This is a genomic window from Candidatus Pseudomonas auctus (assembly GCF_048654275.1).
Classification (GTDB): Bacteria; Pseudomonadota; Gammaproteobacteria; order Pseudomonadales; family Pseudomonadaceae; genus Aquipseudomonas; species Aquipseudomonas pharyngis.
The window spans coordinates 220,699-246,810 of the sequence record NZ_JBJYZK010000009.1; the positions used below are offsets into that span (position 1 = coordinate 220,699).

Consider the following 26,112-nt stretch of genomic DNA (forward strand, 5'->3'; position numbering starts at 1 on the left):
TCCGGCCTGATTCAGGAGTGTGAGCAATGTCCAACGAAGTGATCAACACCGTACAGGTGCAGGCTGCCGCCGGCCGATCGGAGGAGCTGGGCAAGCAGTTGCAGAAGATCGTCGAAACCCTGCGCCAGACGCCGGGCTGCGATTCCTACATGGTCGACCGCTGCCCCGAGGACAGCCACCGCTGGACGGTCAGCGCCCGCTGGCAGTCGGAAGCGGCGATGCAGGCGCATTTCAACCGGCCTGAGGCTCAGGGGTTTATTGACTTGATCGACAGTCGTCTGGCCAATAGCGTGGATTTCAACAGCTTCCCGATCGTATAAAAACAACAGGATCCACATCGATGGCGACGGAGCCCCCTCCGTCGCCATCGTTCGTTTTGCCGGCCTTGTTTTCCCGCGATTGGTCACCCGAACTTCCCGAATATTGGCCGTTTGAATACCCCGGCACGCGGACTACTGTGATCACCGACTCCCCCACTTCATCAGGTGATCACCATGAAAGTCCTGCACTTGCTTGCCGCCCCGCTCGCCGCTCTGGCCCTCACCATCAGCGCTTCGGCACTGGCCCACGGTACCGATTCCCCGTCCGAGAAAATCTCGGTGCTGCAGGACCAGATGCTGAAAAACGTCCCGGGCAAAAAAGCCCTGATGATCGAAGTCGACTACAAACCCGGCCAGTCCTCCATCGCCCATAAACACGATGGCACCGCCATGGCGTACGTGCTCGAAGGCGAGATCGTTTCCCAGGTCAAGGGTGAGCAACCGATCACTTACAAGAAAGGCCAGTACTGGTACGAGCCGGCCGGCTCCGAGCATTTGATCTCGAAAAACGCCAGCAAGAGCAAGCCGGCCAGGTTGCTGGTATTCATGGTGCTGTCGCCCGACGAGCAAGTATTGATCCCATTGAAAAACTGATGGCTGTTTAACCAGCCATAAATAAAAGGCGGAAATTTTTGATTTGCGCCTTTTTTATTTCTCGCGGCAATTAATCAAGAAGGCTTACAGCCAATAAAACTATTGCATGACAGTCATTCAGCAAATTGTCAGGTTGTTTTCAGTTTGGCGGGAGTAGTCTGAGGCGACTGTCGCCGGTTCTATTTAATCAACCCCGACATGCCTGACTTTCCGACTGAAGTTGCTTCACGGGAGACTCACCATGAAACTTGCATTTGCCAGTACTCTGGCGATATCGGTTTTAGCCTTGTCAGCCTGTTCTGTTCCAACCGCTCCGAAAGCGGTTTCCTCCCTCGATACGCTGTTCAACCAACCGGTGGGACGCAGCAGCGCCACCCAGGTCAAAAGCGGTCCTGGTGTCTCGCTGGGTGTCATCTACAGCCCAAGCACCCAGGCCAACCGTGACTATTTGCGCAACTACCAGGCCAACGCCGGCACCGGTTTCGGCCAGAGCCTGCTGGTGCAGCCGATTCATGACGCCTACGTCGCCACCTCGAAACCGGACATGGCGGTGGATTGGGTGAAAGCCTCGCTGCAACGCCAGTTCGGTTCGGTGACGGTGTACCCGGACATGCAAAGCCTGCGTGCGGCCAATCCGGATGTGGTGGCGATCGTCGACACGCACAGCCAGTTGATTACGTCGCGCAGTTCGAACATCAAGGCGGATGTGAGTGCGGACTTTTATGACGGGAAGTTCAACTATATCGGGACGGCCAAGGGGTCTGAGGCAAAAGAATTGACGCCGGTCTGGGCGGACTTCAAGCGTTCAGAGGAGATTGTTGCGGATATTAATCAGCAACAGGAAGTTCAGGTTCGGGCGCTGCAGAAGTTTGACCAGTCGCTCAGTAATTTATTGACCAGGTCGGCAGGTAACGTGTCGATGCTTGAGAGTAAACAAGGTTTTAATGTGCGGTGATAGTTGAACCGCTGCCCTCACCCTAACCCTCTCCCGGAGGGAGAGGGGACTGACCGAGTGGTATTGGCGAAATACATCGACCTGTTATTCCTGAGTCGAACTCAAGTGTTGAAAAGCACACAAATCGGCTCCCTTTCCCCCTCGCCCCATTGGGGAGAGGGCTGGGGTGAGGGGCTGGATTTGTGCAGCAACACACAAATACCGCCAAACCACAGGCATAAAAAAGCCCCGCCTCTTTCGAGAGCGGGGCTTTTTCATTCAACGGTTACTCAAGCAAGCTCAAGCTCCGCCGTCGCCGCAGCAGGCACAACCGCCTGACCGCTCAGCGCCACGTCGTTCAGCTCACGGTTGGCCACCGCGTACATGGCGTAGTCGGTGCCGCTGGCGGCACGGATTTCCACCAGCATGGCGCGCCAGCGCTGGATCATCGCGTCGTGTTGCGCCATCCACAGCGCCAGACGCTCTTCCACGTCCAGGCTACCGCCGCCCGCTTGCAGAACGGCGATGGTGATCGCGCGTTGCTGCCAGTCGACGTCGTCGCGGAACGCTTCACGGGCCAGGGCCTGCCAGTTGTTTTCAACCGGCAAGGCGCTGATCTGCGAAATGTACCAGGTGATGTCCAGCGCGCTGCCCACGGCGAAGTACGCCTTGGCCACTTCGGCTGGATCCTGACCGGTCACGTCGGCGGCTTCGATGATCGGCAGCAGCGTGTAGAGGTGGGTAGTACCCGCCACCATACGCGCCAGCAGTTCCGGTACACCGGCGGCGACGTACGCCTGATAGCGCGCCTGCCAGTTTTCGCGGATTTCGCCGCTCAACAGTTCGTCCAGCTTCAGGCCCAGCTCTTTGAGGTGCGGACCGAAATGCGCGACGTCACGGGCAGCGTTCTGCTCGTTGCGACGGGCACGCAAGAACCAGCGCGTAGCGCGACGGCCCAGACGCATCAGCTCGTCCATCAGCTCCAGCTGCACGTCAGCGGAGACCTGATAGTCCAGGGCTTCGATCTGACGGAACCAGTGCGGGAGGTGGAAGATGTCGCGCACGATCACGTAAGCGCCCGCCACGTTCGCCGGGGTCATGCCGGTCGACTCTTTGAGCCGCTGAACGAAGGTGATGCCCATGTGGTTGACCAGATCGTTGGCGATCTGGGTGCTGACGATCTCGCGCTTCAGGCGGTGACGACGCATGGCTTCAGAGAACTTGCTGACCAGGGTCGGCGGGAACGCCGTTTCCATGTCGCGGGTCAGGTAGTCGTCGTCCGGCACCAGGGAGCCCAGCAGCTGCTCCTTGAGGTCGATCTTGCTGTACGAGATCAGCACCGACAGCTCAGGACGGGTCAGGCCATGGCCTTCGGCAACGCGTTCGGCCAGTTGCTCTTCGGTCGGCAGGAACTCGATGGCGCGATCCAGCTTGCCACGGCCTTCCAGATCGCTCATCAGACGCTTGTACTCGGCGATCCGCGCGTAGGCACGGCGGGCCGCCAGGGACAGGGCCTGAGTCTGCTTGTAGTTGTTGCCCAGCACCAGACCACCGACTTCGTCGGTCATGCTCGCCAGCAACTGGTTGCGTTGCTTGTCGGTCATGTCGCCGGCCTGAACCACTTCGTTCAGCAGGATCTTGATGTTCACTTCGTGGTCGGAGCAGTCCACGCCACCGGCGTTGTCGATGAAGTCGGTGTTGGAACCGCCGCCATTGAGACCGAATTCCACACGACCCAGTTGGGTCATGCCGAGGTTACCGCCCTCGCCCACCACTTTGCAGCGCAGTTCGTTGCCGTTCACGCGCAGCGCATCGTTGGCCTTGTCGCCGACATCGGCGTGGCTTTCGGTGCTGGCTTTGACGTAAGTACCGATACCGCCGTTCCACAGCAGATCCACCGGTGCCTTGAGCAAGGCATTCAGCAGTTCGGTCGGAGTCAGCTTGTCGGCCTGGATGTCGAAGCGCTCTTTCATCTGTGGCGAGATGGCGATGCTCTTCGCGCTGCGCGAGAAGATGCCGCCGCCTTCGGACATGATGCTGGTGTCGTAGTCGGACCAGGCCGAACGCGGCAGGTCGAACATGCGCTGACGCTCGGCGAAGCTGGTGGCCGGATCCGGGTTCGGGTCGATGAAGATGTGCATGTGGTTGAACGCGGCAACCAGTTGCAGCTTGTCGGACATCAACAGGCCGTTACCGAACACGTCACCGGCCATGTCGCCCACGCCGACCACCGTGATGCTGTCTTCCTGGACATTGATGCCGCGCTCGCGGAAGTGGCGCTGTACGCCAACCCACGCGCCCTTGGCGGTGATGCCCATTTTCTTGTGGTCGTAACCGGCCGAACCACCGGACGCGAACGCGTCACCCAGCCAGAAGCCGTAATCGATGGCAATGCCGTTGGCGATGTCGGAGAAGGTCGCAGTGCCCTTGTCCGCCGCGACCACCAGGTACGGGTCATCGTCGTCATGACGCACGACGTTGGCCGGCGGTACCAGTTTGCCGTCCTTCAGGTTGTCGGTGATGTCCAGCAGACCCGAGATGAAGATGCGGTAGCAGGCGATGCCCTCGGCCGCGATCTCGTCACGGCTGCCGCCCAGTGGCAGACGACGCGGCAGGAAGCCACCCTTCGCACCCACCGGCACGATGACCGAGTTTTTCACTTGCTGGGCTTTCACCAGGCCCAGGACTTCGGTACGGAAGTCTTCTTCACGGTCGGACCAGCGCAGGCCGCCACGAGCAACGTTGCCGAAGCGCAGGTGCACGCCTTCGACCCGTGGCGAGTAAACGAAGATTTCGAACTTCGGCACCGGTTTCGGCAGCTCAGGGATCAAGTGCGGGTTGAACTTGAAGCTGAAGTACGACTTGTTCTGGCCGTTGGCGTCGGTCTGGTAGAAGTTGGTACGCAGGGTCGCTTTGATCAGGTCCAGATAACGACGCAGGATGCGGTCTTCGTTGAGGACTTGAACGTCGTCCAGCGCGGTCAGGATCGCCTGTTCCAGACGCTGTTGCTTGTCGTCCAGGTCGTCGCTGCCGAGCTTGCGGGCCAGGTAGAAACGGGTCTTGAACAACCGGGTCAGTTCGCGAGCGATGTCGGTGTGGTTGTTCAGGGTGCTGGCGATGTAGCCGAGGTCGAAGCCCAGGCGGATCTGCTTCAGGTAGCGGGCGTAAGCACGCAGCAGCGCCACGTCGCGCCATGGCAGGCCGGCGGTCAGCACCAGACGGTTGAACGCATCGTTCTCGGCATCGCCACGGACGATGTGGACGAACGCGTCCTGCAGGGTGTCGTTGAGTTGCTGGATGTCCAGGTCCAGGCCTTCGGCGGCGGTGAACGCGAAGTCGTGGATCCAGAACTCGCGGCCGTTGGTGTGACGCAGACGGTACGGGAATTCACCCAACACGCGCAGGCCGAGGTTTTCCAGGATCGGCAACACGTCGGACAGGGCCAGCGGGGTATCGGCGTGATACAGCTTGCAGTGCAGCTCGCGCGGGCCGGAGGCCAGCGGCTGGTAGAAGCTCATGGCCAGCGGCTTCTTCTCGCTCAGATTGAGCAAGTGCTGCATGTCGACCACGGCCGAATGCGCAGCGAAACGCTCGCGGTAGCCGGCCGGGAAGCCTTTCGGGAAGTCGGCCAGCACGTTGGTGCCGTTGGCTTCGCCGAAGGTTTCGACGGTCAGGGCGGCGTAGTCGTCCTGCCAGCTGCGGCAGGCCTGGATCACTTCGTTTTCCAGTTGCAGCGGGTCGATGTCGATGCGGTTTTTCGGGTCGACGCGCAGGATCAGTTGCACGCGGGCCAGCACGGACTCGGAGAAGAACGTCCAGAATTCGCAGTCGGAGGCTTTCAGGCGCTCCATCAGCACTTGCTGGATCTTCTGGCGAACTTCGGTGGAGTAGATGTCACGCGGCACGTAGGCCAGGCAGTAGCAGAAACGACCGTACGGGTCTTTGCGCAGGAACACGCGGATCTTGTTGCGTTCCTGGATCTGGACGATCGACATCACGGTGCTGAACAGTTCGTCGACCGGAGTCTGGAACAGGTCGTCACGCGGCAGCACTTCCAGAACCTGTGCCAGTTCCTTGCCCAGGTGAGCCTTGGACTGGAAGCCGGAACGGCGCTCGATTTCCTCGACCTTGCGGCGGATGAACGGAATGACACGCACGCTTTCGCCATACACCGAAGAGGTGTACAGGCCCATGAAGCGGTGTTCCTTGATCACTTTGCCGTCGGCATCGATTTCGCGAATCGACACGTAGTCCGGGTAGGCCGGACGGTGCACGCGGCTCGGATGCGCGGCCTTGGCGAACGACAGCAGGGTCGGTTCGCGCAAGTAGTTCACGGCATAGTCTTCGATGTGGCGGTCTTCGTTGGTCAGACCGGTGCGCAGCATCTTGGTCAGGCCGAGGAAGGAGTTCTGGTCGTATTCGATATGGCCACCATCGGCCTGATCGACAACGGTGAACTCTTCGTAACCAAGGAAGGTGAAGTGGTTGCCCACCAGCCATTCCAGGAAGCTCTTGATTTCGTTCTTTTCGTCGGCATCGACGGCGAATGCGCTGTTATCGAGCTTGGTGAGGATTTCCTGCACCTTGGCCTTCATCGGCTCGAAATCGGCGACCGCGACGCGGACTTCACCCAGGACCTGTTCCAGTTCCTTGGACAGCACATTCAATTCGGCCGCGTTGGCGCAGCGGTCGATTTCCAGGTACATCAGCGACTCGTGCAGCACGCCTTCGCCGGTGGTGCCTTTTGGCAGGATTTCCAGCAACTCGCCCTTGCTGCCACGACGCACGCTCAGCACGGTGGTCTGCAGGGTGTGGATGCTGTAGCCGCGACGGTTCAGCTCGGTACGCACCGAGTCCACCAGGAACGGCAAGTCATGGTGCAGCACTTCGACCGCGGTGTGGGTCGACTGCCAGCCATGACGTTCGTAATCGGGGTTGTAGACGCGCACTTGCGGTTGCGCGTGATCGAAGCGCTCAAGCAGGCGCCACGCAGAAAGAGTACAGCCAGCGAGGTCGGAGAGGCGACGTTGGGTCAGCTCGTCCAGGGAAATGATGCCGAAGAATTGTTCAGCGAACAGCGCCACTTGTGGCAGTGCCTGTTCACTGATGTGCTGCGCCAGTGCCGCTTGCAGTTGGTGCTGGAAGTCGGCTTTGCTGGCTGCGGTGAAGAACGCCATCTGTGGTACTCCGCTTGGGCTTGTTATTGATGGAAAGCGTCGCGTGCAAAACCCCTTTCGGGGCGTTCCGTCGCCCTGTTCCTGATTCTCGGGCAGAGGAAACAGGGTGACAGGTGGGTGAAGCTGGACGAGACACTCAGGTCACATTCACCTTCCATGAATGGGCATCTGCAAAAACGACTGTCTGGCGCCGCTCGCGGGGCCTTGGCAATGCCTTTACGGGTGCTCATCCGTTGCGCAGCTTAATGGGTGCGACAATGTGTCTGCTTGCGGTGCTGCGACATATTCGGTCATTGGCACGTAAACCAAGGCCTGCGCATCGGTAAACACTAGCAGTCATGGGGCGGAACGCCGGTCTCAATCCCCGTTTTTAAGGTACAGGCGTGCCAGGAATGACCATTGATCTGTGTCGCGTTCACGACACATCCTCTGACACTCTCACATGCAGAAATTCCCGCGGACTGGCAGAATCGCGCCCAATTGCGACCAACACGCCCGCCGAGGCAGGAATTCCCCATGCAAATGACCACCGCCCTTTTGATCGTCAACCCGTGCGACGACGAAGAAGACAACATGGCCATGCTCTGCTGCCACAGCGACAAGGGCGAAATGTTCCTGATGAGCCGCTATCCGGACGAGGACGAGCTGGAGATCACCCTGGATGGCGAGCCGTCCACGCTCGATGGCGTCAAGGTCACCCTGACCAGGACACTGCTGAAGATCGAAATCGCCGCGGCGGATGCCGATGCGCTGAACGGGGATGATGTGCTGGAAATCACTTTCAACCCGGACATGGTCGATCTGGCCGAGGTTGAGGAAACCCTGAAGAACATTCTTGATGGCACCGGGACCTTCATTAGCGAAGTTTAATGGCGTCCGCACTGGCCCAATCGCGAGCAGGCTCGCTCCCACAGTGGACCGTGTCTTACTGACAGAACGCGGTCACTGTGGGAGCGAGCCTGCTCGCGATAGGGCCCGAAAGAACACCGCACCTCCCCCGCCCTACAAAATTCCAACAATTGCCCCGGTCATTTCCCGCACTTTGCGCAAAATGCCGTTAGTCGCCACCCCCTGCGATGGATTAAAGTAACGCCCCCAGCCCCGGCGTTATCCGAACGCCTGTGGCCACCCTTTCCAGGAACAGTCATCGATGGAACATCGTGAAGCGCTGCTGGCGCTGCGAACCTTTCTTTCAACGCAGATTCTCGGCCAGGAAAAACTCATCGAGCGCTTGCTCATCGCCCTGCTCGCCGACGGCCACATGCTGGTCGAGGGCGCTCCGGGTCTGGCCAAGACCAAAGCGATCAAAGAGCTCGCCGAGGGCATCGAAGCCCAGTTCCATCGCATCCAGTTCACTCCGGACCTGCTGCCGGCCGACATCACTGGCACCGAGATCTATCGCCCGGAAACCGGCAGTTTCGTGTTCCAGCAAGGGCCGATCTTCCACAACCTGGTGCTGGCGGACGAAATCAATCGCGCCCCGGCCAAGGTGCAATCAGCCTTGCTCGAAGCCATGGCCGAACGTCAGGTCAGTGTCGGGCGCAGCACTTACGAGTTGTCGCCGCTGTTTCTGGTGATGGCCACGCAGAACCCGATCGAGCAGGAAGGCACCTATCCGTTGCCCGAAGCGCAGCTCGACCGGTTCCTGATGCACGTGAAAATGGGTTTCCCGGACGCGGCCGTCGAACGCCGGATCCTGCAACAGGCCCGGGGCGAAGCCCTCAACGGCGAAACCAAGCCCGAACGCCGGGTCAGCCAGCAGGCGATCTTCGCCGCGCGCAAGGAAATCCTCGGGCTGTACATGGCGGACGCCGTGGAGGAATACCTGGTGCAACTGGTCATGGCCACGCGCAACCCGGCCAAGTTCGACCCGGAAATGGCCGAGTGGATCGCCTACGGCGCCAGCCCGCGCGGCTCGATTGCCCTGGATCGCTGCGCCCGCGCCCACGCCTGGCTGGCCGGTCGCGACTTCGTCAGCCCGGAAGACATCCAGGCGGTGCTGTTCGACGTGTTGCGTCACCGCATCATTCTGTCGTTCGAAGCCGAAGCCGCTGGCATCGACCAGGATCGGGTGGTGCAACGGATTCTCGACGTCGTAGCCGTCGCTTGACCTCGATGAACGCCTCCCTGCCGTCCGAACCGGGCATCCGCATCAGCCTCGCCGAGCTGATCGAGATGCGTCACCGCGTGCGCGAAGTGCAGCTGTTTTCGACGCCGAGCCAGCGCAGCCCGCTGATCGGCCTGCATCACTCGAAATTCCGTGGTCGCGGCGTCGACTTCGATCAGGTGCGGGTCTATCAGGCCGGCGACGATGTGCGCACCATCGACTGGCGCGTGACGGCACGGACGCAGGAACCGCACACCAAACTGTTCCATGAAGAACGCGAACGGCCGATTTTCATCATGGTCGAGCAAAGCACGCGGCTGTTCTTCGGCTCCGGGCTGATGTTCAAATCGGTGCTTGCAGCGCAGGCTGCGGCGCTGATCGGCTGGGCAGCGCTCGGTCACAACGACCGGGTTGGCGGGCTAGTGTTCGGCGACAACGAGCATTACGAAATCAAACCACGGCGTAGCAAGCAGAGCCTGTTGCAGCTGCTCAACCGGCTGGTGAAGGTCAACCAGTCGCTGCACAGCGAGCGGGAGCCGGATCGCGATGCGTTTGGCGTGGCGTTGCGCCGGGCCCGCGAGGTGCTGCGACCGGGCAGTCTGGTGATCGTGATCTGCGACGAGCGCGCACTGTCCGACAGCGCCGAGCAGCAATTGAGCCTGCTGTCGCGCCATTGCGACCTGTTGATGCTGCCGCTGTCCGATCCGCTGGATCATGCCCTGCCCGCCGCCGGACTGCTGAGGTTCGCCGAGCGCGGCGCGCAGCTGGAACTCGACACCCTGAACTTCGATCTGCGCCAGACCTATCGCGCCCAGGCTGAAGCGCGGATCGCTCGCTGGGAACTGCTCGCGCAGAAGCTGCGCGTCCTGCTGATGCCGCTGAGCACCCAGAGCGAAATGGTCGAGCAGATGCGCGAGTTCCTTAACCCGCAGCGTCCGGGGAAAGGTCGATGAACGGCCTCGAACAACTGCAACCGCTGATCTCCCCGCCACCGATTGCCTTCTGGCCGCCGGCACCGGGCTGGTGGTTGCTGCTTTTGCTGTTGCCGGTGATTGGTTTTGCAGCCTGGCGGCTGCGGCGTTTCATTCCGATCAAGAAAAAACCGGTCGTGCGCGCCGAACTGCCGCTCGACCCGGTGCGCATCGCTGCACTCGCCGAACTGGCGCAGATGCCCAAACCCTACGACGGCGCCCCGGCCGGCGCCTGGCTGCAGCAGCTCAACGGCCTGCTCAAGCGGCTGTGCCGCAACCACTACCCCTACAGCCAGAGTCATACCCTCAACGGTCGCAAATGGCTGGCGTTTCTCGACAACCGTTGCCCCGCCGCCGGCCTGACCCGCTGGATGGTGCTTGTCGAAGGCGCCTACAAACCCGAGTGCAAACTCGACGACAAAGCCATCGCCGGCCTGACCCAGGCAGTCGACACCTGGATCCGCAAACATGTTTGAGTTCGCCTGGCCGTGGATCTTTCTGCTGTTGCCGCTGCCGTGGCTGATGCGCCTGGTGCTGCCGGTGGCGGACAGCGGCGAGCCGGCGTTGAAAGTGAGCTTCCTGGGCGACCTCGAAGGTCTCGCCCGCCGTCGCGCCCGCGCCAACCTGCCGGCCTGGCGCCAACAGGCGCCGTTTCTGTTGTTGTGGCTGATGTTGCTGACCGCCGCCGCACGCCCGCAATGGCTCGGCGAACCGCTGCCGATTGCCGCCAGCGGTCGTGATCTGCTGGTGGCCGTGGACGTGTCCGGCTCGATGGATTTCCCGGACATGCAATGGAACGACGAAGACGTCAGTCGTCTGTCGCTGGTTCAGCATTTGCTCGGTGATTTTCTCGAAAGCCGCGATGGCGACCGGGTCGGTCTGATCCTGTTTGGCAGCCAGGCTTATCTGCAAGCACCCCTGACGTTTGACCGGCGCACCGTTCGGGTCTGGCTCGATGAAGCGCGGATCGGCATCGCCGGTAAGAACACCGCCATCGGTGACGCCATCGGCCTGGCGCTCAAGCGCCTGCGCATGCGTCCAGCCCAGAGCCGGGTGCTGATTCTGGTCACCGACGGCGCGAACAATGGCGGCGAAATCGACCCGCTGACCGCCGCCAAACTGGCCGCCAATGAAGGCGTGAAAATCTACCCGATCGGCATCGGCGCCGATCCCGAAGAAAGCGGCGCCACGGCGTTGCTGGGCGGCAACCCGACCCTCGATCTCGACGAACCGGCACTCAAGGCCATCGCCGAGGTCACCGGCGGCCAATACTTCCGCGCTCGCGACGGCCAGCAACTGCAAGCGATCAAGGACACCCTCGACCAGCTCGAACCGGTGACTCAGCAACCGACCCAGGCCCGGCCGGCGCAGGCGTTGTATCAATGGCCGCTGGCATTCGCGCTGCTGCTGAGCATTTTGCTGGTGGCCCGCGTGTTGTGGCCGGACAACCCGCTGCAACGGCTGTTCACCAAGGAGCTGTATCTGCAAAGCCCCCTGCCTGACTGGCGCGAGCGCCTCAAGCGCCTGCGTTTGCGGAGGCGCCGATGATCGCCCTGTGGCCGCACTGGTTCCGTCCCTGGTGGCTGTTGCTGCTGCCGTTGCTCGGCTGGCTGATCTGGCAGCTCTGGCACCGGCAGAAACGCGCGGGTCGCTGGCAGATGATTCTGCCGCCGGCCTTCCACGCCACGCTGCTCAGTGGCGGCAGTGGTCGTGACAGCAAGTTGCCGTGGGTCGCCCTGAGCGTGGCTTGGCTGCTGACGATTCTGGCGTTGCTCGGGCCGAGTTGGGAACGGGTCGAACAGACCAGCCAGAAACCCGCCGACCCGTTGGTGGTGGTGTTGGAACTGACCCCGGAAATGCTCGCCACCGATTCGCCGCCAACGCGACTGGAACAGGCCCGGCGCAAGCTGTTCGACCTGTTGCAGGTGCGCAGCGACGCCCAGACCGCCATCGTCGTTTACGCCGGCAGCGCCCATACGCTGGTGCCGCTGTCGGATGACCTGGCGACCAGCCGCAACCTGCTCGACGCGCTCAAGCCTTCGCTGATGCCGGAAAGCGGTCATCGCGCCGATCTGGCGGTGAGCAAGGCGCTGGCGCTGCTCAAGCAGGGTGCGTTGGGTCAGGGGCGGATTCTGCTGATCGGCTCTTCGCTGTCGGAAGAAGAACGCCAAGGCATTCGCAATGCGCTGAGCGGCCAATCGGCGCAGTTGTTGATGCTCGGTGTCGGCACCGCCGAGGGCGCGCCGATTGCTCAGGAAGACGGCAGCTTCCTCAAGGATGCCCAGGGCGCAATCCGCGTGCCGCAACTCGACAGCCCGGGCCTCGGCGCATTTCTCAACGCGGTCGGCGGCGAGTACCGCAGCGCACGGCTGGATGAATCCGATCTGGGCGACCTCGGCCTGCTCGATGGCCCGCGCAGCCTGCGCGACGATGGCCAGACCGTGCGCCTCGACACCTGGGCCGATCAGGGTTACTGGCTGCTGTTGCCGCTGTTGTTGCTCGCCGCGTGCGCCGGGCGGCGTGGCTGGCTGTTCTGCCTGCCGCTGCTTCTGGCATTGCCGCAACCGAGCTATGCCTTCGACTTCGAAGACCTGTGGCTGCGTCCCGATCAGCAAGGCCTGCATCTGCTCAAACAGAAGCGCCCGGCCGAAGCGGCGAAGCATTTCGAAGATCCGCAATGGCAAGGGGTGGCGTTGTACGAGGCCGGCGACTACAGTGGCGCCGCTCAGCGTTTCGCCGAGGGCAATGACGCCCACGCCCACTACAATCGTGGCAATGCCCTGGCCAGAAGCGGCGAGCTGGAAGCGGCGCTGGATGCCTACGAACAGGCCCTGGAACGTCAGCCGGATCTGCGTCCGGCGCTGACCAACAAGGCGCTGGTGGAAAACCTGCTGAAACAGAAAAACGCCCCGCCGCCGACCGAACCGCAAGACAAACCGGCGCAGCCAAACATACCGGGCGATGAACCACCGCCACAGACCGCACCACCACCAGCGGTCAAAAGCGAAACGCACAGCGAGCCGCAGACCGGCGAATCCGCCAGCGAACCGCCACCGACCACCCCGCCGCTGCCGGGTGCCAACGAGCTGCCGGACAGCGAACCGGGCGAGGAACACAACACCCCGCCGCTGCTGCGCCCCAATGAGGACACCCTCGAAGGCGAGCAACAGCAGGCGCTGGAACAATGGCTGGGCAAGATCCCGGATGATCCGGGCGAACTGCTGCGACGCAAATTCTGGTACGAACAGCAACAACATCAGGATCAGGAAAACATTCGATGACCCGTTTCACCGCTCTCTTGCTGCCCCTGCTGATCTGCACGGCCACCGCCCAGGCGGCCGAGCTGACGGCCAGTGTGGATCGCAGTCGCCTGAACTCCGGCGAGACGGTGGAACTCACCCTCGAATCCAACGATGTCACGCAGTTCGGCAAACCGGACCTGAGCCCGCTGGAGCCGCTGTTCGAAGTGCGCGGCACGCGTCAGGTCAACCAGTTGAACACGCTAAACGATGACAACCGCGCTACCACGCGCTGGATCATCACATTGCTGCCCAAGCAGAACGGCAGCGTTGAAATCCCGCCGCTGAAACTGGGCGACGTCGAGAGCCAGCCGATCACCGTGCAAGTGATCGAGAGCGACACCCGCGAAGAAAACAATGCCCGCGAACCGGTGTTCATCGAAGCCAGCCTCGACCAGACCAGCGTTTACGTGCAGGCCCAGGCAATCCTGACGTTGCGCATCTACCATTCGGTGTCGCTGTACGACGACAGCAGCCTGACGCCATTGCAGATCGCCGATGCGCGCATCGAGCAACTGGGCGACATGCGCACCTACGAAAAAGACATCAACGGTGTGCGCCATGGCGTGATCGAGATGCGCTACGCGATCTATCCGCAGCACAGCGGTCTGCTGAGCATCGCCCCGCAGACCTTCAGCGCCACACTGGTCGATACCCAGCCCGCGCAGGACGCCACGGCGCAGGGGCCGAAGCCGGGCAAACTGATGCACATCAGCTCCGCCGCGACTTCGCTGACGGTCAAACCCAAACCGATGACCTACCCCAGCGATGCACCGTGGCTGCCGGCCCGCAGCCTGAGCCTTAGCGAGAGCTGGAATCCGGAGCCGGAACACACCCAGGTCGGCGACTCCCTGACCCGCAGCCTGACCCTCAAGGTCGAAGGCCTGGCCAGCTCGCAACTGCCCGCCCTGCCCGCGACCGAAGCCAACGGCCTGCGCCGCTACCCGGATCAACCGGTGCTGAACAACCAGAGCAGCGACCGCGGCCTGATCGGCAGCCGCGAAGAACGTGAAGCGCTGGTGCCGAGCCGCAGCGGCTCGATCGAGTTGCCAACGGTGGACGTGGTCTGGTGGAACACCTTCGAAGATCACCTGGAACACACCAGACTGCCGGCGCGCACCCTGCAGGTGGCGAACAACCCGAGCCTGCAAGTCGACACCCCGGCCGGCAACGCGCAACCGCTCAGCGTCGCCGACAGCGAAGCTTTGTGGTGGTGGAAACTCAGCACGTTCGTTTTCGCCTGCACCACCCTGCTCGGCTTCGGCCTCTGGTGGCGTGCCCGCTGGCAACCGGCAATCCTGCGCGCCGCACAAACCGGCCCGAGCCCGCGCACCCTGCTCGACGACATCAAACGCGCCAGCCAGGCCAACGACCCCCACGCCACCCGCCAGGCCCTCGACGCCTGGGCCCGCCAGCAGCCGGAAACGCTGGCGGATATGGCGGCGCGGTTTGTGCCGTTGTCGGATGCGCTCGATGGGCTGAACGGCGCGCTGTACAGCGAGACCGGGCAGCATTGGCAGGGTGAAGATCTGTGGCGGGCGATCCGGACAATTCCGACGGCGGAGCGGGTGCAGGATCCGGTCGGTGATAGTGGGTTGCCGCCGCTGTATCCGAAGTAGGAACGTCCCCTTTTTTTCTTAAATTCAAAAAGAGATAACCCGTAAGAGTTCTTCTATTTTCGCCTTATCTTCAGGATGACGCTGAAGGTACTTCTCACAAGCTAGCCGAAGATACTCAGTACAAACCGATTCGCTGACGACGATGGTGTCCTCATCACTCGGGGGATAACCATAGGAAAATTCCACCCCTTCGAAGTGCTCTTCGTCGAACGGGCTGCTTTCATCAGGAAAGTTACAGTATGCCCCATCCACACTGAACCCCCATCTTTTCACAACATAGCCAACCGCTTCGATAAAACGGCCGTCATTATACATCCTGTCAAAATACCCTTTAACAATCCAATTAGGGTCTGACTGGCTATATGGCTGACCGAACAACTCTCTCATATGCACCTCACATTTTTAATTCGGGTGGACATTATTCTCCTTTTTAGTCCTTTTTTCTCTGCCTTTACTACTCCGGCACCTATATTTTTTCCGAAATAGTTTCCAACTCATCCCACAGATGGGACAGGCCAATACTGCTCATATAAGTCATGTAATCCACAAATCCGGGGAACTTTACTTCGTCGATCGAGAACCACGTCGCTTCGCACTCAGGGCAAATAAAAATAATCGACCTAGTCGCTTTTATCATCGCCTTGATAACGTCGTCCTGCTGACATCTTGGGCAAATCACATACACCTCTCCATGAAACTCAGTAAAAAAAAGTAAAAAATTGGACAGATTTATTTAATAAAAAAGCCCCCTTTCCTTTCACTTTCATGTCTTGTCGTAAACATAGTCGTCAGGTATTTCTTGCCACTCGGCTTCTCTGACCAGTGCATCGAAATCATCAAATATTCCTCTAAAAAAATTTGACAGATCCAAAAAACCCGTACGCGCCCTCCCCGCCGCCACACACAACTCAACGTCATCTTTATTTTTCAATGCTTGCGCGACTCTCGAAACATCGGACACAGCGTTACCCATCAATTCCAACAGTTCGTCATTCCAATTCAGCCTATAGTCGGCCGCCCAACTCTCAGCCTCGAAAGTGCCCCACTTTTCGGCAATCAAGTCAATCAACGTCTTTCGGAACACTTCTCCATCCTTCATCGCAACCCCTGCGGTCATTTATCGCCTTTTTCGCTTTTCGATCCTGAGCAACGAGTTTCCACTTTTATCTGGCTCATTGTCTGTTAGCACCTACTTCATAAACTCGCCAGGAACCGCCCTTCCCGTTTCGATATCAATCTCATACATACCACCATCCCATCTATAACCTTTAAGCCCCCTCTCATTGAGGATGATATTTGTGAAGGGACCTGCATGGGCGTCAAAGTCAGAAAAGACTTGCCAAACCCTACGACCGGCTTCATCTATTAAATAGATATTTCTCGAGCACTCAGCCTCATCGAAAAGTGATTCCTGCCCAAGTCGATCAATCAGCACAACACTCAAGGATTCTGCGACCTTAATTACTTTTGAAGTCCTCATCAGGCGCGACAAAGCTCTACATACACAGCCTCGACGATGGCGTCATCTTCTTCGAAGTCAGGCACGTAAAACTTCAAACCCATATCAACAACATCAAAACCCGAGTTGTTGAAAACCAGCGTTTGTCCTCGGCTTTTCAGAAACCGCTGTATCACCAGAGCGTCTTCACCGACCAGTTTCTGATCCCCCCAAACAAGCTCACTCCACTTTAAAAATTCAACACCAACGACAATGAAACTCTCATCAAAGTACATGTGAACGCCTAGATCATCATAAGCATCCGTCGGCACTGCCGAATCTTCAGTCTTGAAAAACTCATCAAACTTTCCACCAAGGGTCGCTCGGGACTGGTCTCGCGTCATACCAGCGCGAATCAATCCCAGATCACCGCGACCCAACAAGCTAAAAATCATAGTCATCTCAAGCAACCTGTCAGGGCTGAAGCAGCCTTTAACAGCTCAGCGTCAGCACTCAAGCGATTCACTTCGGCCACAGCTACAACAGCCTTGCGGGATGCTTCGACATTCTCGTGCCAATACACAGTTCTCAACCCCGCCAGCGCGACCAGCAATTCTCCGTCATATCTATCGCCTTCCAGGACGTCTTCGGTCAGTAACGCTATGCCGATGGGCAGCAGTTCCCGCACATGCAAATCCTGCCTCAATGCACGACAGACATCTCCCACACTCAAGCAATCCAAGGGCGTATCGCGCACGGACAAATACCATTCATCCAACGACGAGAGTTTTACCGGGGGCCCGTAAACATCCGGTCCTTGCTCCAGGTCCCGAAACCTCATGCCTCGGCTCCCGGACTCAACGATCCAACCTGGTAGAAAGTAATATCCGGGCCATAGTTCTGCTCCGAGTTCGACACCTCTACACAAAACACCTTCTCTGGAAATTTTTCTTTCAGCACCATGCGCCACGCGAAACCGATCACATTGCACAATTGAAGAAACACGTCATCCGAAACACCAGCAGCAACCTGGCCAAAAACGTCATAGATCCTCACAACATTCAATAACTTTTCAGTCTTTGAAATATCACCAGAGGTAAGGCCAGAACACCTATCAAGCACTTCAGTCGAGAAATTCCGCGCTAAAAATACGCCACCCTCTTTCACCACAAAATCCGGGAAAAGCATTTTTGAAAACAACAGAATATGTTCGGGCTGGCATTGATCGAAGATGTACGAATAAACGTCCAGGCCTTCCTGATTCGACCACTGTTTTTTCCAGGAAAAATACGCTGGATTGTCAGTAACGGAAGGTATCGAATTAACCCGTTTCATTACGCTTGCTCCAGACTCTATGTCTCTGTGAGCTATCGTGGCGTGCGGGTTGAAGCACGACGAGTCGCCAGACCCCAAAAACGATATCAATATAGTGGCGCGATGGTAGGTAACCGGTGCCGAGTCGTCAATTAATGGGTTCACCGAGATCGCGGCCGCCATCTCCCGGACAAGCCTACCCGCCGCAATAATCTGTAAACTCTCCCCTCTTTCGCCGCCCTCTCATCCCGGCGGCCATCACCTCTTTATATTGCGGAGTCAGCCTTGCGTCTGTTTCACACCTCCGACTGGCACCTTGGGCAGAACCTGCACGGCCAGGAGCGCGATTTCGAGCACGCCTGTTTTCTCGAGTGGCTGCTGCGCCAATTGAAGCTGGCGCAGCCGGACGTGCTGCTGATTGCCGGCGACATCTTCGACACGGTCAATCCGCCGGTCAAAGCCCAGGAACGCCTTTACGATTTCATCGTCAGCGCCCATGAACAGCAGCCGTTGCTGACCATCGTGATGATCGCCGGCAACCACGATTCCGGCTCGCGGATCGAGCTGCCCGCGCCGTTGATGCGGCGTTTGCGCACCCATGCGCTGGGTCGGGTGTTGTGGCTGGATGACGGGCAACTGAATGCGGAACGTCTGTTGTTGCCGTTGCCGAATGCATCCGGCGAAGTCGCCGCGTGGTGCCTGGCGCTGCCGTTCCTGCGGCCTGCCGAGGTCACCGGCGCGCATCTGGGCGACAACTATTTGCGCGGAATTGGCCAGGTGCATGAATGGCTGATCGAAGCGGCGAACGCCAAACGCAAGCCGGGCCAGGCTCTGGTCGCCATCAGCCACGCGCACATGGCCGGCGGCTCGGTGTCGGAAGATTCCGAGCGCAGCCTGATCATCGGTAACGCCGAAGCGCTGCCTGCCAGCCTGTTCGGGCCGAGCATCAGCTATGTCGCCCTCGGCCATTTGCACAAGCCGCAGAAGGTCAACGGCGAAGAGCGGATTCGCTACAGCGGCTCGCCGATCCCGTTGTCGTTTTCGGAAATCAGTTATCAGCACCAGGTGCTCGACGTCGTTCTGGACGGCGAAACCCTGGTCAGCGTCGAGCCAATGCTGATCCCCCGCTCCGTGAATCTGCAACGCCTCGGCCCTGCACCATTGGCGGAGATCCTGCTGCAACTGGCGGACCTGCCGAACATCGACCTGCTGGCCGAAACCCAGCGCCAGCCTTGGCTGGAAGTGCGGGTGCGCCTCGACGAGCCACAGCCGGACCTGCGCCATCAGGTCGAAAGCGCCCTGCAAGGCAAGGCTGTGCGACTGGTGCGGATCGCCGCCGAATACGCCGGCAACCGTGGCGCTGATGGCGCCGAAGACGGCAGCGCGCTGATCGAACTGGACCAGCTCACGCCGCAGGAATTGTTCAGCCGCGCCTGGCTCGACAACTACGGCAGCGAAGTCGACGAGCAAACCCTCAAGGACTTCGCCGAACTGCTGCAAGACGTACAGATGGAGGGCGAGCAGCCATGAAGATTCTCGCCATTCGCTTGAAAAACCTCGCGTCGCTGGCCGGCCCGTTCGAGATCGACTTCACCGCCGAACCACTGGCCAGCGCCGGTTTGTTCGCGATCACCGGCCCGACCGGCGCCGGTAAAAGTACTCTGCTCGACGCCTTGTGCCTGGCGCTGTTCGGTGCCGTGCCGCGACTGAACAACACCGGGCGTGACGCCAAGGTGCCGGACGCCGACGGCGAAATCGCCACCGGTGACCCGCGCACCCTGCTGCGTCGCGGCACCGGTGAAGGCTTTGCCGAAGTGGATTTTGTCGGCGTCGATGGCCGTCGCTATCGCGCGCGCTGGGAAGCCAACCGTGCCCGGGAAAAGGCCGGCGGCAAGTTGCAGGCCAGCCGTCAGAGCCTGCGCGACATTGATCAGGATCAACTGCTCGCCAGTCAGAAAGGCGAGTACAAGACTCAGCTCGAGGCCGCGCTGGGCCTGAACTTCGAACAGTTCACCCGCGCGGTGCTGCTGGCCCAGAGCGAGTTCAGTGCGTTCCTCAAGGCCGACGATAACGACCGCAGCGAACTGCTGGAAAAGCTCACCGACACCGCGCTCTACACGCGCCTCGGCCGCCGCGCGTTCGACAAGACCAAAGAGGCCCGCGAAGCCCACAAGCAGTTGCAGGATCAGGCCATCGGCGTGACTCCACTGGCCCCCGAGGCCCGCGCGGAGCTGGACGAGTGCTTCAACGCCGCCCAGCAGCAACTGAAGTTGCAGCAGGCGCAGCTCAAGCAGATCGAGCAACAGCACGACTGGCTCAAGGAGCTGTTGCGGCTGCAAGACTCGCAACAAGCCGCCGCTGAACAACTACGCAGCGCCGAGCATGAACGCGAATCGCTGGCCGGTGAACGTCTGAAACTGACACGCCTGGAACAGCTCGCCCCGCAACGGCACCAGTTCGCCCGCAAAACCGAACTGGATGTACTGCTGACGCCACTGGCGGAACAGATCAGCGCGCACACCCGGCAACAAAGCGAACTGGCTGAGCGCCAGACGCGACTGGAACAGGATCTCGCCGTAGCGCAGATCGCCCTGACCCAGGCGCAAACGCAACTGAGCGAAAGCGCACCGCTGTTGCGCCAGGCTTTCGAGGAGCAAAGCACCCTCGCCCGCCTCGCCAAGGACGTTGCGTCCGGCACCGAAGCGAAGCACGCCGCAGAGCAAGCCTGCGCCCAGGGCCAAAGCACGATCCAATCCCTGCTCGATCAGCAAAAACAGGTCGCCGAACGCTTGCAGCGCATTGCTGCCGATCTTGAGCAAAGCGCTTATCTGGCACCGTTGAGCGAAGCGTGGAATGCCTACCGCGACCGCTTGCAGCAACTGATGCTGATCGGCAATCGGTTGAACAAGGGCCAAAGCGAACTGGCCTCTCTCGAAGAAAACGCCACTCGCGCCAGCGAAGCGCTCGCCACGCAGAAGCAACAGCTGGAAGTGCTGTTCAAGGAAGCCGGCGCCGAGCCGGACGCCGTCGCCGAGCAGATCGGCATCCTCGGCACTCTGTTGCAGGACAACCGCAAGCAATTGCGCGCCGTCGAGGACCTGACGCGCCTGTGGGCCAGTCAGCAGGAGCTGGACAAACGCAGTGCCGAGCTGCAACAGCGTCAGCTCGATGCGCAACAGGAACGCGAGCGCCTGACCCAGGACGGGGTGAAGACCAAGTCCGAGCTGACCGTCGCCGAACAGACCCTCAACGTCACCCGTGAACTGCTCGAGCGTCAGCGTCTGGCCCGCAGTGCCAGTGTCGAAGAGCTGCGCGCGCAGTTGCAGGACGACCAGCCGTGCCCGGTCTGCGGCAGCAACGAGCATCCGTATCATCAGCCGGAAGCCCTGCTGCAAAGCCTCGGCCGTCACGATGAAAGCGAGCAGGCCAGCGCGCAGCAAGCAGTCGATCAACTGAAGGAAAAACTCACCGAGCTGCGCGCCAGTGTCGGTGGCGTGATTGCCCAACAGAAAGAGTTGCTGCAACAGCAGGAACAACTGGCTGCTCAGCAACAATCGCTGACCCCGAGCATCGAGGCGCATCCGCTGGCGGCATCGTTGCTGAATCAGGACAGTGACAAGCGCGCCGCGTGGCTGACTCGCCAGAATGAACAACTGAACCAGAGCATCACCCAGGACGAACAACGCCAGACAGCCCTGCTCACGCTGCAACAGGACGCGGCGCGCCTGACCCAGCAATTGCGTCAGGCCGAGACGGCGCACCAGCAAGCGGCGCAGCACCTGAGCAATCAGCAACGCGAACTGAGCGCTGACCGCCAGCGTCTGGACGAAGAGCTGGCGGCCTTCGCCACACTGCTGCCCAGCGACACCCTCGATGCCTTGCGCGCCGAGCCGGCTGCCACCTTCATGCAGCTTGACCGGCAGATTGCCGAACGTCTGGCGCAAGTCGATCAGCAGAAGGAAGAGCTGGCCGAACAGCAACAACGCCAGCAGACGCTCGAGAAAGAACAGGACCGCCAACAGGGCCGTGTGCAGCAGCTGCAAAACGCTGAACAGCAACTCAACACGCTGACCGAACAGCAACTCGCCAGCCAGGAAAAACTGGCGCAATTGTTGGGCGATCACACCTGCGCCGAGCATTGGCAGCAGCAACTGGAACAGGCCGTGGAACAGGCGCGCAACGCCGAATCCACGACGACTCAGGCGTTGCAGGAAGCGCGTACGCAGTGGGTGCAAATCGCCGCCGAACTCAAGGCGCAGCAAGAGCGTCTGCAAGCGCTGGAAACCGAAGACCGCGAACTGGCCGGCAAGATTGCCGACTGGCGCGCCCGTCATCCGGAGCTGGATGACGGCGGCCTCGAAGACCTGCTGCGGATTGATGACGCGCAAGTTGATGAGCTGCGCCAGCGCTTGCAGCGCAACGAAAAAGCCGTTGAACAGGCCAAGGTGTTGGTGCAGGAACGCGATCAGCGTCTGCTTGAGCATCAGGGTCAACACAACGGCAACCTGAATGCCGAACAACTCGCCAGCGCCCTCGCCGACCTGCAAAACCAGTGCACGGCCAGCGAACAGCAATGCGCCGAACTGCGCGCCGAACAGGCCGAAGACCAGCGCCGCCAGAACGCCAACCAGGCGCTGGCGCAGCAGATCGCCGATGCCTATGCCGAATATCAGCGCTGGGCGCGGCTCAATGCGCTGATCGGCTCGGCCACTGGCGACACCTTCCGCAAGATCGCCCAGGCTTACAACCTCGACCTGCTGGTGCATCACGCCAACGTGCAGCTGCGGCAACTGGTCAAGCGTTATCGCCTCAAGCGTGGCGGCAGCATGCTCGGCCTGCTGGTGATGGACACGGAGATGGGCGACGAGCTGCGCTCGGTGCATTCGCTGTCCGGCGGCGAAACGTTTCTGGTGTCGCTGGCCCTCGCCCTGGGCCTGGCTTCGATGGCGTCGAGCACGTTGAAGATCGAATCGCTGTTCATCGACGAAGGCTTCGGCAGTCTCGATCCGGAATCCCTGCAACTGGCCATGGACGCCCTCGACGGCTTGCAGGCTCAAGGGCGCAAGGTTGCGGTGATTTCCCACGTACAGGAAATGCACGAACGGATTCCGGTACAGATTCAGGTGCAGCGCCAAGGCAACGGTTTGAGCACGCTGGAGGTGAAATGAACACGCTGTATTCCTTCCGCCGCTGCCCGTACGCGATGCGGGCACGGATGGCCCTGCGTTATTCGGGCGTGCCGGTGGAGATCGTCGAAGTCAGCCTCAAGGCCAAACCGGCCCAGATGCTGGCGATCTCGCCCAAGGGCACGGTGCCGGTGCTGGATGCGGGTGGTCAGGTGATCGACGAAAGCCTGGAGATCATGCACTGGGCGCTGGCGCAGAACGATCCGGATAACTGGTTGCTGGGTGGCGATTCAAGGATCGCCGAGTTGATCGAGGCCAACGATCAAGTGTTCAAGGTGCACTTGAATCGCTACAAGTACGCCGAGCGTTATCCGGAACAGCCGATGGAGGTTTATCGGGCGGAAGGTGCGTTGTTCTTGCAGCGGCTCGATGAGCTGCTCGAGGGTCGCGATTACTTGTTGACCGCGCATCCAAGCCTGGCCGACATCGCGCTGTTGCCGTTCGTTCGCCAGTTCGCCCATGTTGATCGTGACTGGTTTGCGCAGACGCCTTACGTGCGGTTGCAGGCCTGGTTGCAGCGGTTTCTGGAATCGGAGCTGTTCACCGGCATCATGAAAAAGTAGGCGCGTTACGCCAGCACTTCACACATGCCGATGGCCGAGCAATCCACTTCGAACGGGCCAAGAAAACCGCTGGCGGTTTTCGCCGGCGGATTGCCGGCCAGCAGCCCCAGCGCATTGGCCCGTTCGATGTTGTGCGCGATGTTGTGGTTGGCCTCTATGGCCCGGGCCAGCCCGCCGACCGAGCCTTGGCCGAATCCCAACAGGGAAGCGCCGTTGGTCATGAACGCCAGTCCGGCAATGACCCAGAGTCTGTAGCCTTTCATGCTCCGCCGACTCCCGCGAGTTCAGCTGAACCGACCGCTGCGTTTTGTGAGCGAAGTTCGAACTGGATGCCGGGATGTGCAACGTCGATCGGTGCTTCGAAGCTGTGTTGCGACTGCGACGCCAGACTGACAAACAGCACCATGACCAGGTACAGACCGATGGCCACGTAGGCGCCGCGTTTGGCGGAAGTGATGATTGAAGTGGCCATGATGTGTGCTCCGTGGACAATGTTTCGAGGTCCACAGAATCGATCAAAAAAGCCGGGGTATCCACTCAGGGTTTTCCATAGTAACCATCAGCTTCGTTGATTATTTAGCCGATCTATCTCGTCGTTTAAAAATAGCTATCGTCGGTCGTTGCGCAGGCAAAAAACTGCCCAAGGCTGCGATCTTTTGATTTTGCTTTTTGAGAAACAAGATCAAAGGATCGCAGCCTTGGGCAGTTCCAGAGCGTAACGGAAATTTCAGTGTTGAGCTTTGTGATCCAGCGCGGCGTAGAAGTTGGCGCTTTGTTGCAGGTATTTCTGGGTGTAGCTCTGGGTGTGGGATTTTTTGTCGCTGATTTCAACGTTGGCACTGGCTGGCAGAGCCACGGTGGCGGAGATGGCGGAAGCGGCAATTACGGAGAAGAGATTGAAGTTCATGGCGGTGCCCTCGTGTTCAGTTGGCTTGCTTGCCCGGTTGGGCCGTGGAGCAAACTTAACGCTCGAGGGTTGATCGCTTGAAATGCTTTGCAACATTACCTGTTATCAGCAGGATTAATACATAGCTTCAGGCCCCGTAGAACGGGGCCTGCGGCTTATTGACGCATGAGGAACTTGATATCGCTCGGGGCGTCCATCGGCAGTTTTTGTACGGTTTTGCCCAGCAGACCGGTCTTGCTGTCGCGCTCGACCACGACAATCTGGTTGCTCTTCTGGTTGGCGATCAGCAGGAATTTGCCGCTTGGGTCGAGGCTGAACTCACGGGGGTGATCGCCTTCCACCGAACGTCGTTGCAGTTCCTTGAGCTGGCCGCTGGCCGGATCAATAGCGAATACCAGCAGCTGATTGGCGGTGCCACGGTTGCTGACGTAGAGGAATTTGCCGTCAGCGGATGCGTGCAACGCGGCGGCAGCCTTGTCCGAGGTGGGTTGGCCGGCCGCCAGATCGACCAGTTGCGTCTGGGTCAGCACGCCGTCGTGGTAATCGAACACCGCAACCTGGGCGCTCATTTCCATGGTCAGCCAGGCGTGTTTGCCGTCGGCGCTGAACAACAGATGACGCGGGCCGCTGCCGGCGGGCAAAGGCACAGAAGCGGTCATCGCCGGCGTCAATGGCAAGTCCGGATTGGCCTTGGGATCGAACAGGTAGACAAAGACCTTGTCCGCGCCCAGATCGTTGGAGAACACATAACGACCGTCCGGCGAGGAAACTGTCGAGTGCACGTGGTTCGAGGCCTGACGATCGAGATTGATCCGGCTCGCCGGGTGCGCGCTCATCTGCACCACCGGTTTGAGCTTGCCGTCGCTGCCCACCGGCAATACCGCAAGGGTGCCGCCCGGATCTTCCATCACCGAATAGTTGCTGACGAACAGATGGCTGGCGTCGCCGCTGAGGCTGGAATGGGTCGGCTCGTTGCCCAGGCTCTGGACCTGATTGATCAGGGTCAGTGCGTGGGTCTTCGGATCGATGGAATAACTGCTGACGCGACCGACCGGGTCTTTCTGGCCAGGACCGTTTTCGTTGACCACGAACAGCCGGCGCTGATCCTTCGACAGGGTAAGCCACGACGGGTTTTCGCTCTTGATCACTTGCAGTGGTTTGGTGTCGATCTGGCCGGTGGCGCTGTTGAAGTTCATCCGGTAAATGCCTTCGCTGGTATCGGCGGTGTAGGAGCCCACCAAAAACTGGAAGCTCTCGGCCGAGGCGCTGGAAAGGCCCATCGCGCCGACGCTGCCGGCCATCAGCAATGGCCAGAATTTACGCATGTTCATTCGGTTTCTTCCTCGTCGTCGGCGCTGCTCAGTACATCACCGAGGCAGACCAGATGGTGTTCGCCGACGGTTTTGGTGTCGCTGGCAAAACCGACGATCAGCCAGCTCTGCAGGCCCTCGTCAAACGTCGCCGCCGCTACCTGCGCCGGGGTGAACTCCCAATGCTTGGCTTCCCGGCCATCGATGCATTCGATGTGCAGGTTGTCGTCTTCGTCGAGGGCGAATTCGAAAGCGTGCAGGCCGTCGACTTCGACCATACCGCAGTGTTCGAGGGCGTTAAGAAGGGTGTCGGTTACGGCAGTCATGGCAATCATGTCTTTCAGGGGGAAAGGGCAATGATAGCTCAAAGCAG

Annotated in this window: 25 protein-coding genes; 13 read left to right on the forward strand and 12 right to left on the reverse strand. The window is 60.1% G+C overall.

Annotated elements, in window-relative coordinates; all coding sequences use genetic code 11:
* Window positions 1-26 precede the first annotated feature (26 nt).
* From ACKUG4_RS18395 to ACKUG4_RS18405, 3 genes are all read left to right on the forward strand, one after another.
* The gene (locus tag ACKUG4_RS18395; RefSeq protein ID WP_039773274.1) at window positions 27-320 is read left to right on the forward strand and encodes a putative quinol monooxygenase; all 294 of its coding nucleotides are present in this window, start codon (window positions 27-29) and stop codon (window positions 318-320) included.
* 174 nt (window positions 321-494) lie between these two features.
* Window positions 495-914 carry a cupin domain-containing protein gene (locus ACKUG4_RS18400; protein WP_445434565.1) on the forward strand — a complete coding sequence of 140 codons (420 nt, stop codon included), beginning with the start codon at window positions 495-497 and terminating at the stop codon, window positions 912-914.
* A 241-nt stretch (window positions 915-1,155) separates the two neighbouring features.
* Window positions 1,156-1,869 carry a hypothetical protein gene (locus ACKUG4_RS18405; RefSeq protein WP_064597202.1) on the forward strand — a complete coding sequence of 238 codons (714 nt, stop codon included), beginning with the start codon at window positions 1,156-1,158 and terminating at the stop codon, window positions 1,867-1,869.
* A 269-nt stretch (window positions 1,870-2,138) separates the two neighbouring features.
* Here ACKUG4_RS18405 and ACKUG4_RS18410 read toward each other — a convergent pair whose 3' ends face one another.
* On the reverse strand, window positions 2,139-7,025 hold the full coding sequence (locus ACKUG4_RS18410) for an NAD-glutamate dehydrogenase (RefSeq protein ID WP_445434566.1): 4,887 nt from the start codon (window positions 7,023-7,025) through the stop codon (window positions 2,139-2,141).
* 516 nt (window positions 7,026-7,541) lie between these two features.
* On the opposite strand from ACKUG4_RS18410, the gene ACKUG4_RS18415 reads away from it, so the two are divergent.
* The 7 genes from ACKUG4_RS18415 (at window position 7,542) to ACKUG4_RS18445 (ending at window position 15,021) form a co-directional block, all read left to right on the forward strand.
* A complete protein-coding gene (locus tag ACKUG4_RS18415) occupies window positions 7,542-7,895 on the forward strand; it encodes a hypothetical protein (protein WP_064597206.1) in 354 nt (117 codons plus the stop codon).
* Between the two features lie 280 nt (window positions 7,896-8,175).
* Window positions 8,176-9,135 (forward strand): AAA family ATPase, encoded by a 960-nt coding sequence (locus ACKUG4_RS18420; protein WP_011334589.1) that lies wholly within the window; start codon window positions 8,176-8,178, stop codon window positions 9,133-9,135.
* Between the two features lie 5 nt (window positions 9,136-9,140).
* Entirely contained in the window at window positions 9,141-10,085 is a 945-nt protein-coding gene (locus tag ACKUG4_RS18425) for a DUF58 domain-containing protein (RefSeq protein ID WP_007959332.1), read from the forward strand.
* Complete coding sequence (locus ACKUG4_RS18430) at window positions 10,082-10,579, forward strand: DUF4381 domain-containing protein (protein WP_085610527.1); 498 nt, start codon at window positions 10,082-10,084, stop codon at window positions 10,577-10,579. Before ACKUG4_RS18425 ends, ACKUG4_RS18430 begins: the two co-directional genes overlap by 4 nt.
* A complete protein-coding gene (locus tag ACKUG4_RS18435; RefSeq protein WP_445434567.1) occupies window positions 10,572-11,651 on the forward strand; it encodes a vWA domain-containing protein in 1,080 nt (359 codons plus the stop codon). Before ACKUG4_RS18430 ends, ACKUG4_RS18435 begins: the two co-directional genes overlap by 8 nt.
* Window positions 11,648-13,384 carry a vWA domain-containing protein gene (locus ACKUG4_RS18440; RefSeq protein WP_445434568.1) on the forward strand — a complete coding sequence of 579 codons (1,737 nt, stop codon included), beginning with the start codon at window positions 11,648-11,650 and terminating at the stop codon, window positions 13,382-13,384. The genes ACKUG4_RS18435 and ACKUG4_RS18440 overlap by 4 nt, the downstream gene beginning before the upstream one ends.
* Complete coding sequence (locus tag ACKUG4_RS18445) at window positions 13,381-15,021, forward strand: BatD family protein (RefSeq protein WP_445434569.1); 1,641 nt, start codon at window positions 13,381-13,383, stop codon at window positions 15,019-15,021. The genes ACKUG4_RS18440 and ACKUG4_RS18445 overlap by 4 nt, the downstream gene beginning before the upstream one ends.
* Window positions 15,022-15,045: 24 nt before the next feature.
* On the opposite strand, the gene cdiI is transcribed toward ACKUG4_RS18445, so the two are convergent.
* The 6 genes from cdiI to ACKUG4_RS18475 all read right to left on the reverse strand — a co-directional run bounded on the left by cdiI (window position 15,046) and on the right by ACKUG4_RS18475 (window position 17,794).
* Window positions 15,046-15,408 carry a ribonuclease toxin immunity protein CdiI gene (cdiI, locus tag ACKUG4_RS18450; RefSeq protein WP_039766840.1) on the reverse strand — a complete coding sequence of 121 codons (363 nt, stop codon included), beginning with the start codon at window positions 15,406-15,408 and terminating at the stop codon, window positions 15,046-15,048.
* A gap of 376 nt (window positions 15,409-15,784) precedes the next feature.
* On the reverse strand, window positions 15,785-16,138 hold the full coding sequence (locus tag ACKUG4_RS18455; protein ID WP_445434570.1) for a hypothetical protein: 354 nt from the start codon (window positions 16,136-16,138) through the stop codon (window positions 15,785-15,787).
* Window positions 16,139-16,210: 72 nt separating this feature from the next.
* Window positions 16,211-16,456, reverse strand: a complete 246-nt coding sequence (locus tag ACKUG4_RS18460) for a DUF7957 family protein (protein WP_476748351.1) — start codon at window positions 16,454-16,456, stop codon at window positions 16,211-16,213.
* Between the two features lie 44 nt (window positions 16,457-16,500).
* Window positions 16,501-16,920: a hypothetical protein gene (locus ACKUG4_RS18465; RefSeq protein WP_445434571.1), complete on the reverse strand. Its 420-nt coding sequence runs from the start codon at window positions 16,918-16,920 to the stop codon at window positions 16,501-16,503.
* Complete coding sequence (locus ACKUG4_RS18470; RefSeq protein ID WP_064597226.1) at window positions 16,917-17,300, reverse strand: contact-dependent growth inhibition system immunity protein; 384 nt, start codon at window positions 17,298-17,300, stop codon at window positions 16,917-16,919. Before ACKUG4_RS18470 ends, ACKUG4_RS18465 begins: the two co-directional genes overlap by 4 nt.
* Entirely contained in the window at window positions 17,297-17,794 is a 498-nt protein-coding gene (locus ACKUG4_RS18475; RefSeq protein WP_064597228.1) for a hypothetical protein, read from the reverse strand. Before ACKUG4_RS18475 ends, ACKUG4_RS18470 begins: the two co-directional genes overlap by 4 nt.
* A 264-nt stretch (window positions 17,795-18,058) precedes the next feature.
* Here ACKUG4_RS18475 and ACKUG4_RS18480 point away from each other — a divergent pair, with 264 nt between their 5' ends.
* The 3 genes from ACKUG4_RS18480 to ACKUG4_RS18490 are packed head-to-tail and all read left to right on the forward strand — an operon-like array spanning window position 18,059 to window position 23,522.
* Window positions 18,059-19,303 (forward strand): exonuclease SbcCD subunit D C-terminal domain-containing protein, encoded by a 1,245-nt coding sequence (locus ACKUG4_RS18480; protein WP_445434572.1) that lies wholly within the window; start codon window positions 18,059-18,061, stop codon window positions 19,301-19,303.
* Window positions 19,300-22,941 carry an AAA family ATPase gene (locus ACKUG4_RS18485; protein ID WP_445434573.1) on the forward strand — a complete coding sequence of 1,214 codons (3,642 nt, stop codon included), beginning with the start codon at window positions 19,300-19,302 and terminating at the stop codon, window positions 22,939-22,941. Before ACKUG4_RS18480 ends, ACKUG4_RS18485 begins: the two co-directional genes overlap by 4 nt.
* Window positions 22,938-23,522 (forward strand): glutathione S-transferase, encoded by a 585-nt coding sequence (locus tag ACKUG4_RS18490; RefSeq protein ID WP_236191507.1) that lies wholly within the window; start codon window positions 22,938-22,940, stop codon window positions 23,520-23,522. Before ACKUG4_RS18485 ends, ACKUG4_RS18490 begins: the two co-directional genes overlap by 4 nt.
* Window positions 23,523-23,527: 5 nt before the next feature.
* Here the strand turns inward: ACKUG4_RS18490 and ACKUG4_RS18495 are convergent, their stop codons facing one another.
* The 5 genes from ACKUG4_RS18495 to ACKUG4_RS18515 form a co-directional block, all read right to left on the reverse strand.
* The gene (locus ACKUG4_RS18495; RefSeq protein ID WP_039766855.1) at window positions 23,528-23,785 is read right to left on the reverse strand and encodes a hypothetical protein; all 258 of its coding nucleotides are present in this window, start codon (window positions 23,783-23,785) and stop codon (window positions 23,528-23,530) included.
* Window positions 23,782-23,994, reverse strand: a complete 213-nt coding sequence (locus ACKUG4_RS18500) for a hypothetical protein (protein ID WP_039766857.1) — start codon at window positions 23,992-23,994, stop codon at window positions 23,782-23,784. The genes ACKUG4_RS18495 and ACKUG4_RS18500 overlap by 4 nt, the downstream gene beginning before the upstream one ends.
* A 255-nt stretch (window positions 23,995-24,249) precedes the next feature.
* Complete coding sequence (locus ACKUG4_RS18505; protein ID WP_007941320.1) at window positions 24,250-24,429, reverse strand: hypothetical protein; 180 nt, start codon at window positions 24,427-24,429, stop codon at window positions 24,250-24,252.
* A 155-nt stretch (window positions 24,430-24,584) separates the two neighbouring features.
* Window positions 24,585-25,760, reverse strand: coding sequence for a lactonase family protein (locus ACKUG4_RS18510; RefSeq protein ID WP_445434574.1), 1,176 nt, complete (start codon window positions 25,758-25,760; stop codon window positions 24,585-24,587).
* Window positions 25,757-26,065, reverse strand: coding sequence for a DUF5629 family protein (locus ACKUG4_RS18515; RefSeq protein WP_445434575.1), 309 nt, complete (start codon window positions 26,063-26,065; stop codon window positions 25,757-25,759). Before ACKUG4_RS18515 ends, ACKUG4_RS18510 begins: the two co-directional genes overlap by 4 nt.
* Between the last annotated feature and the right edge of the window lie 47 nt (window positions 26,066-26,112).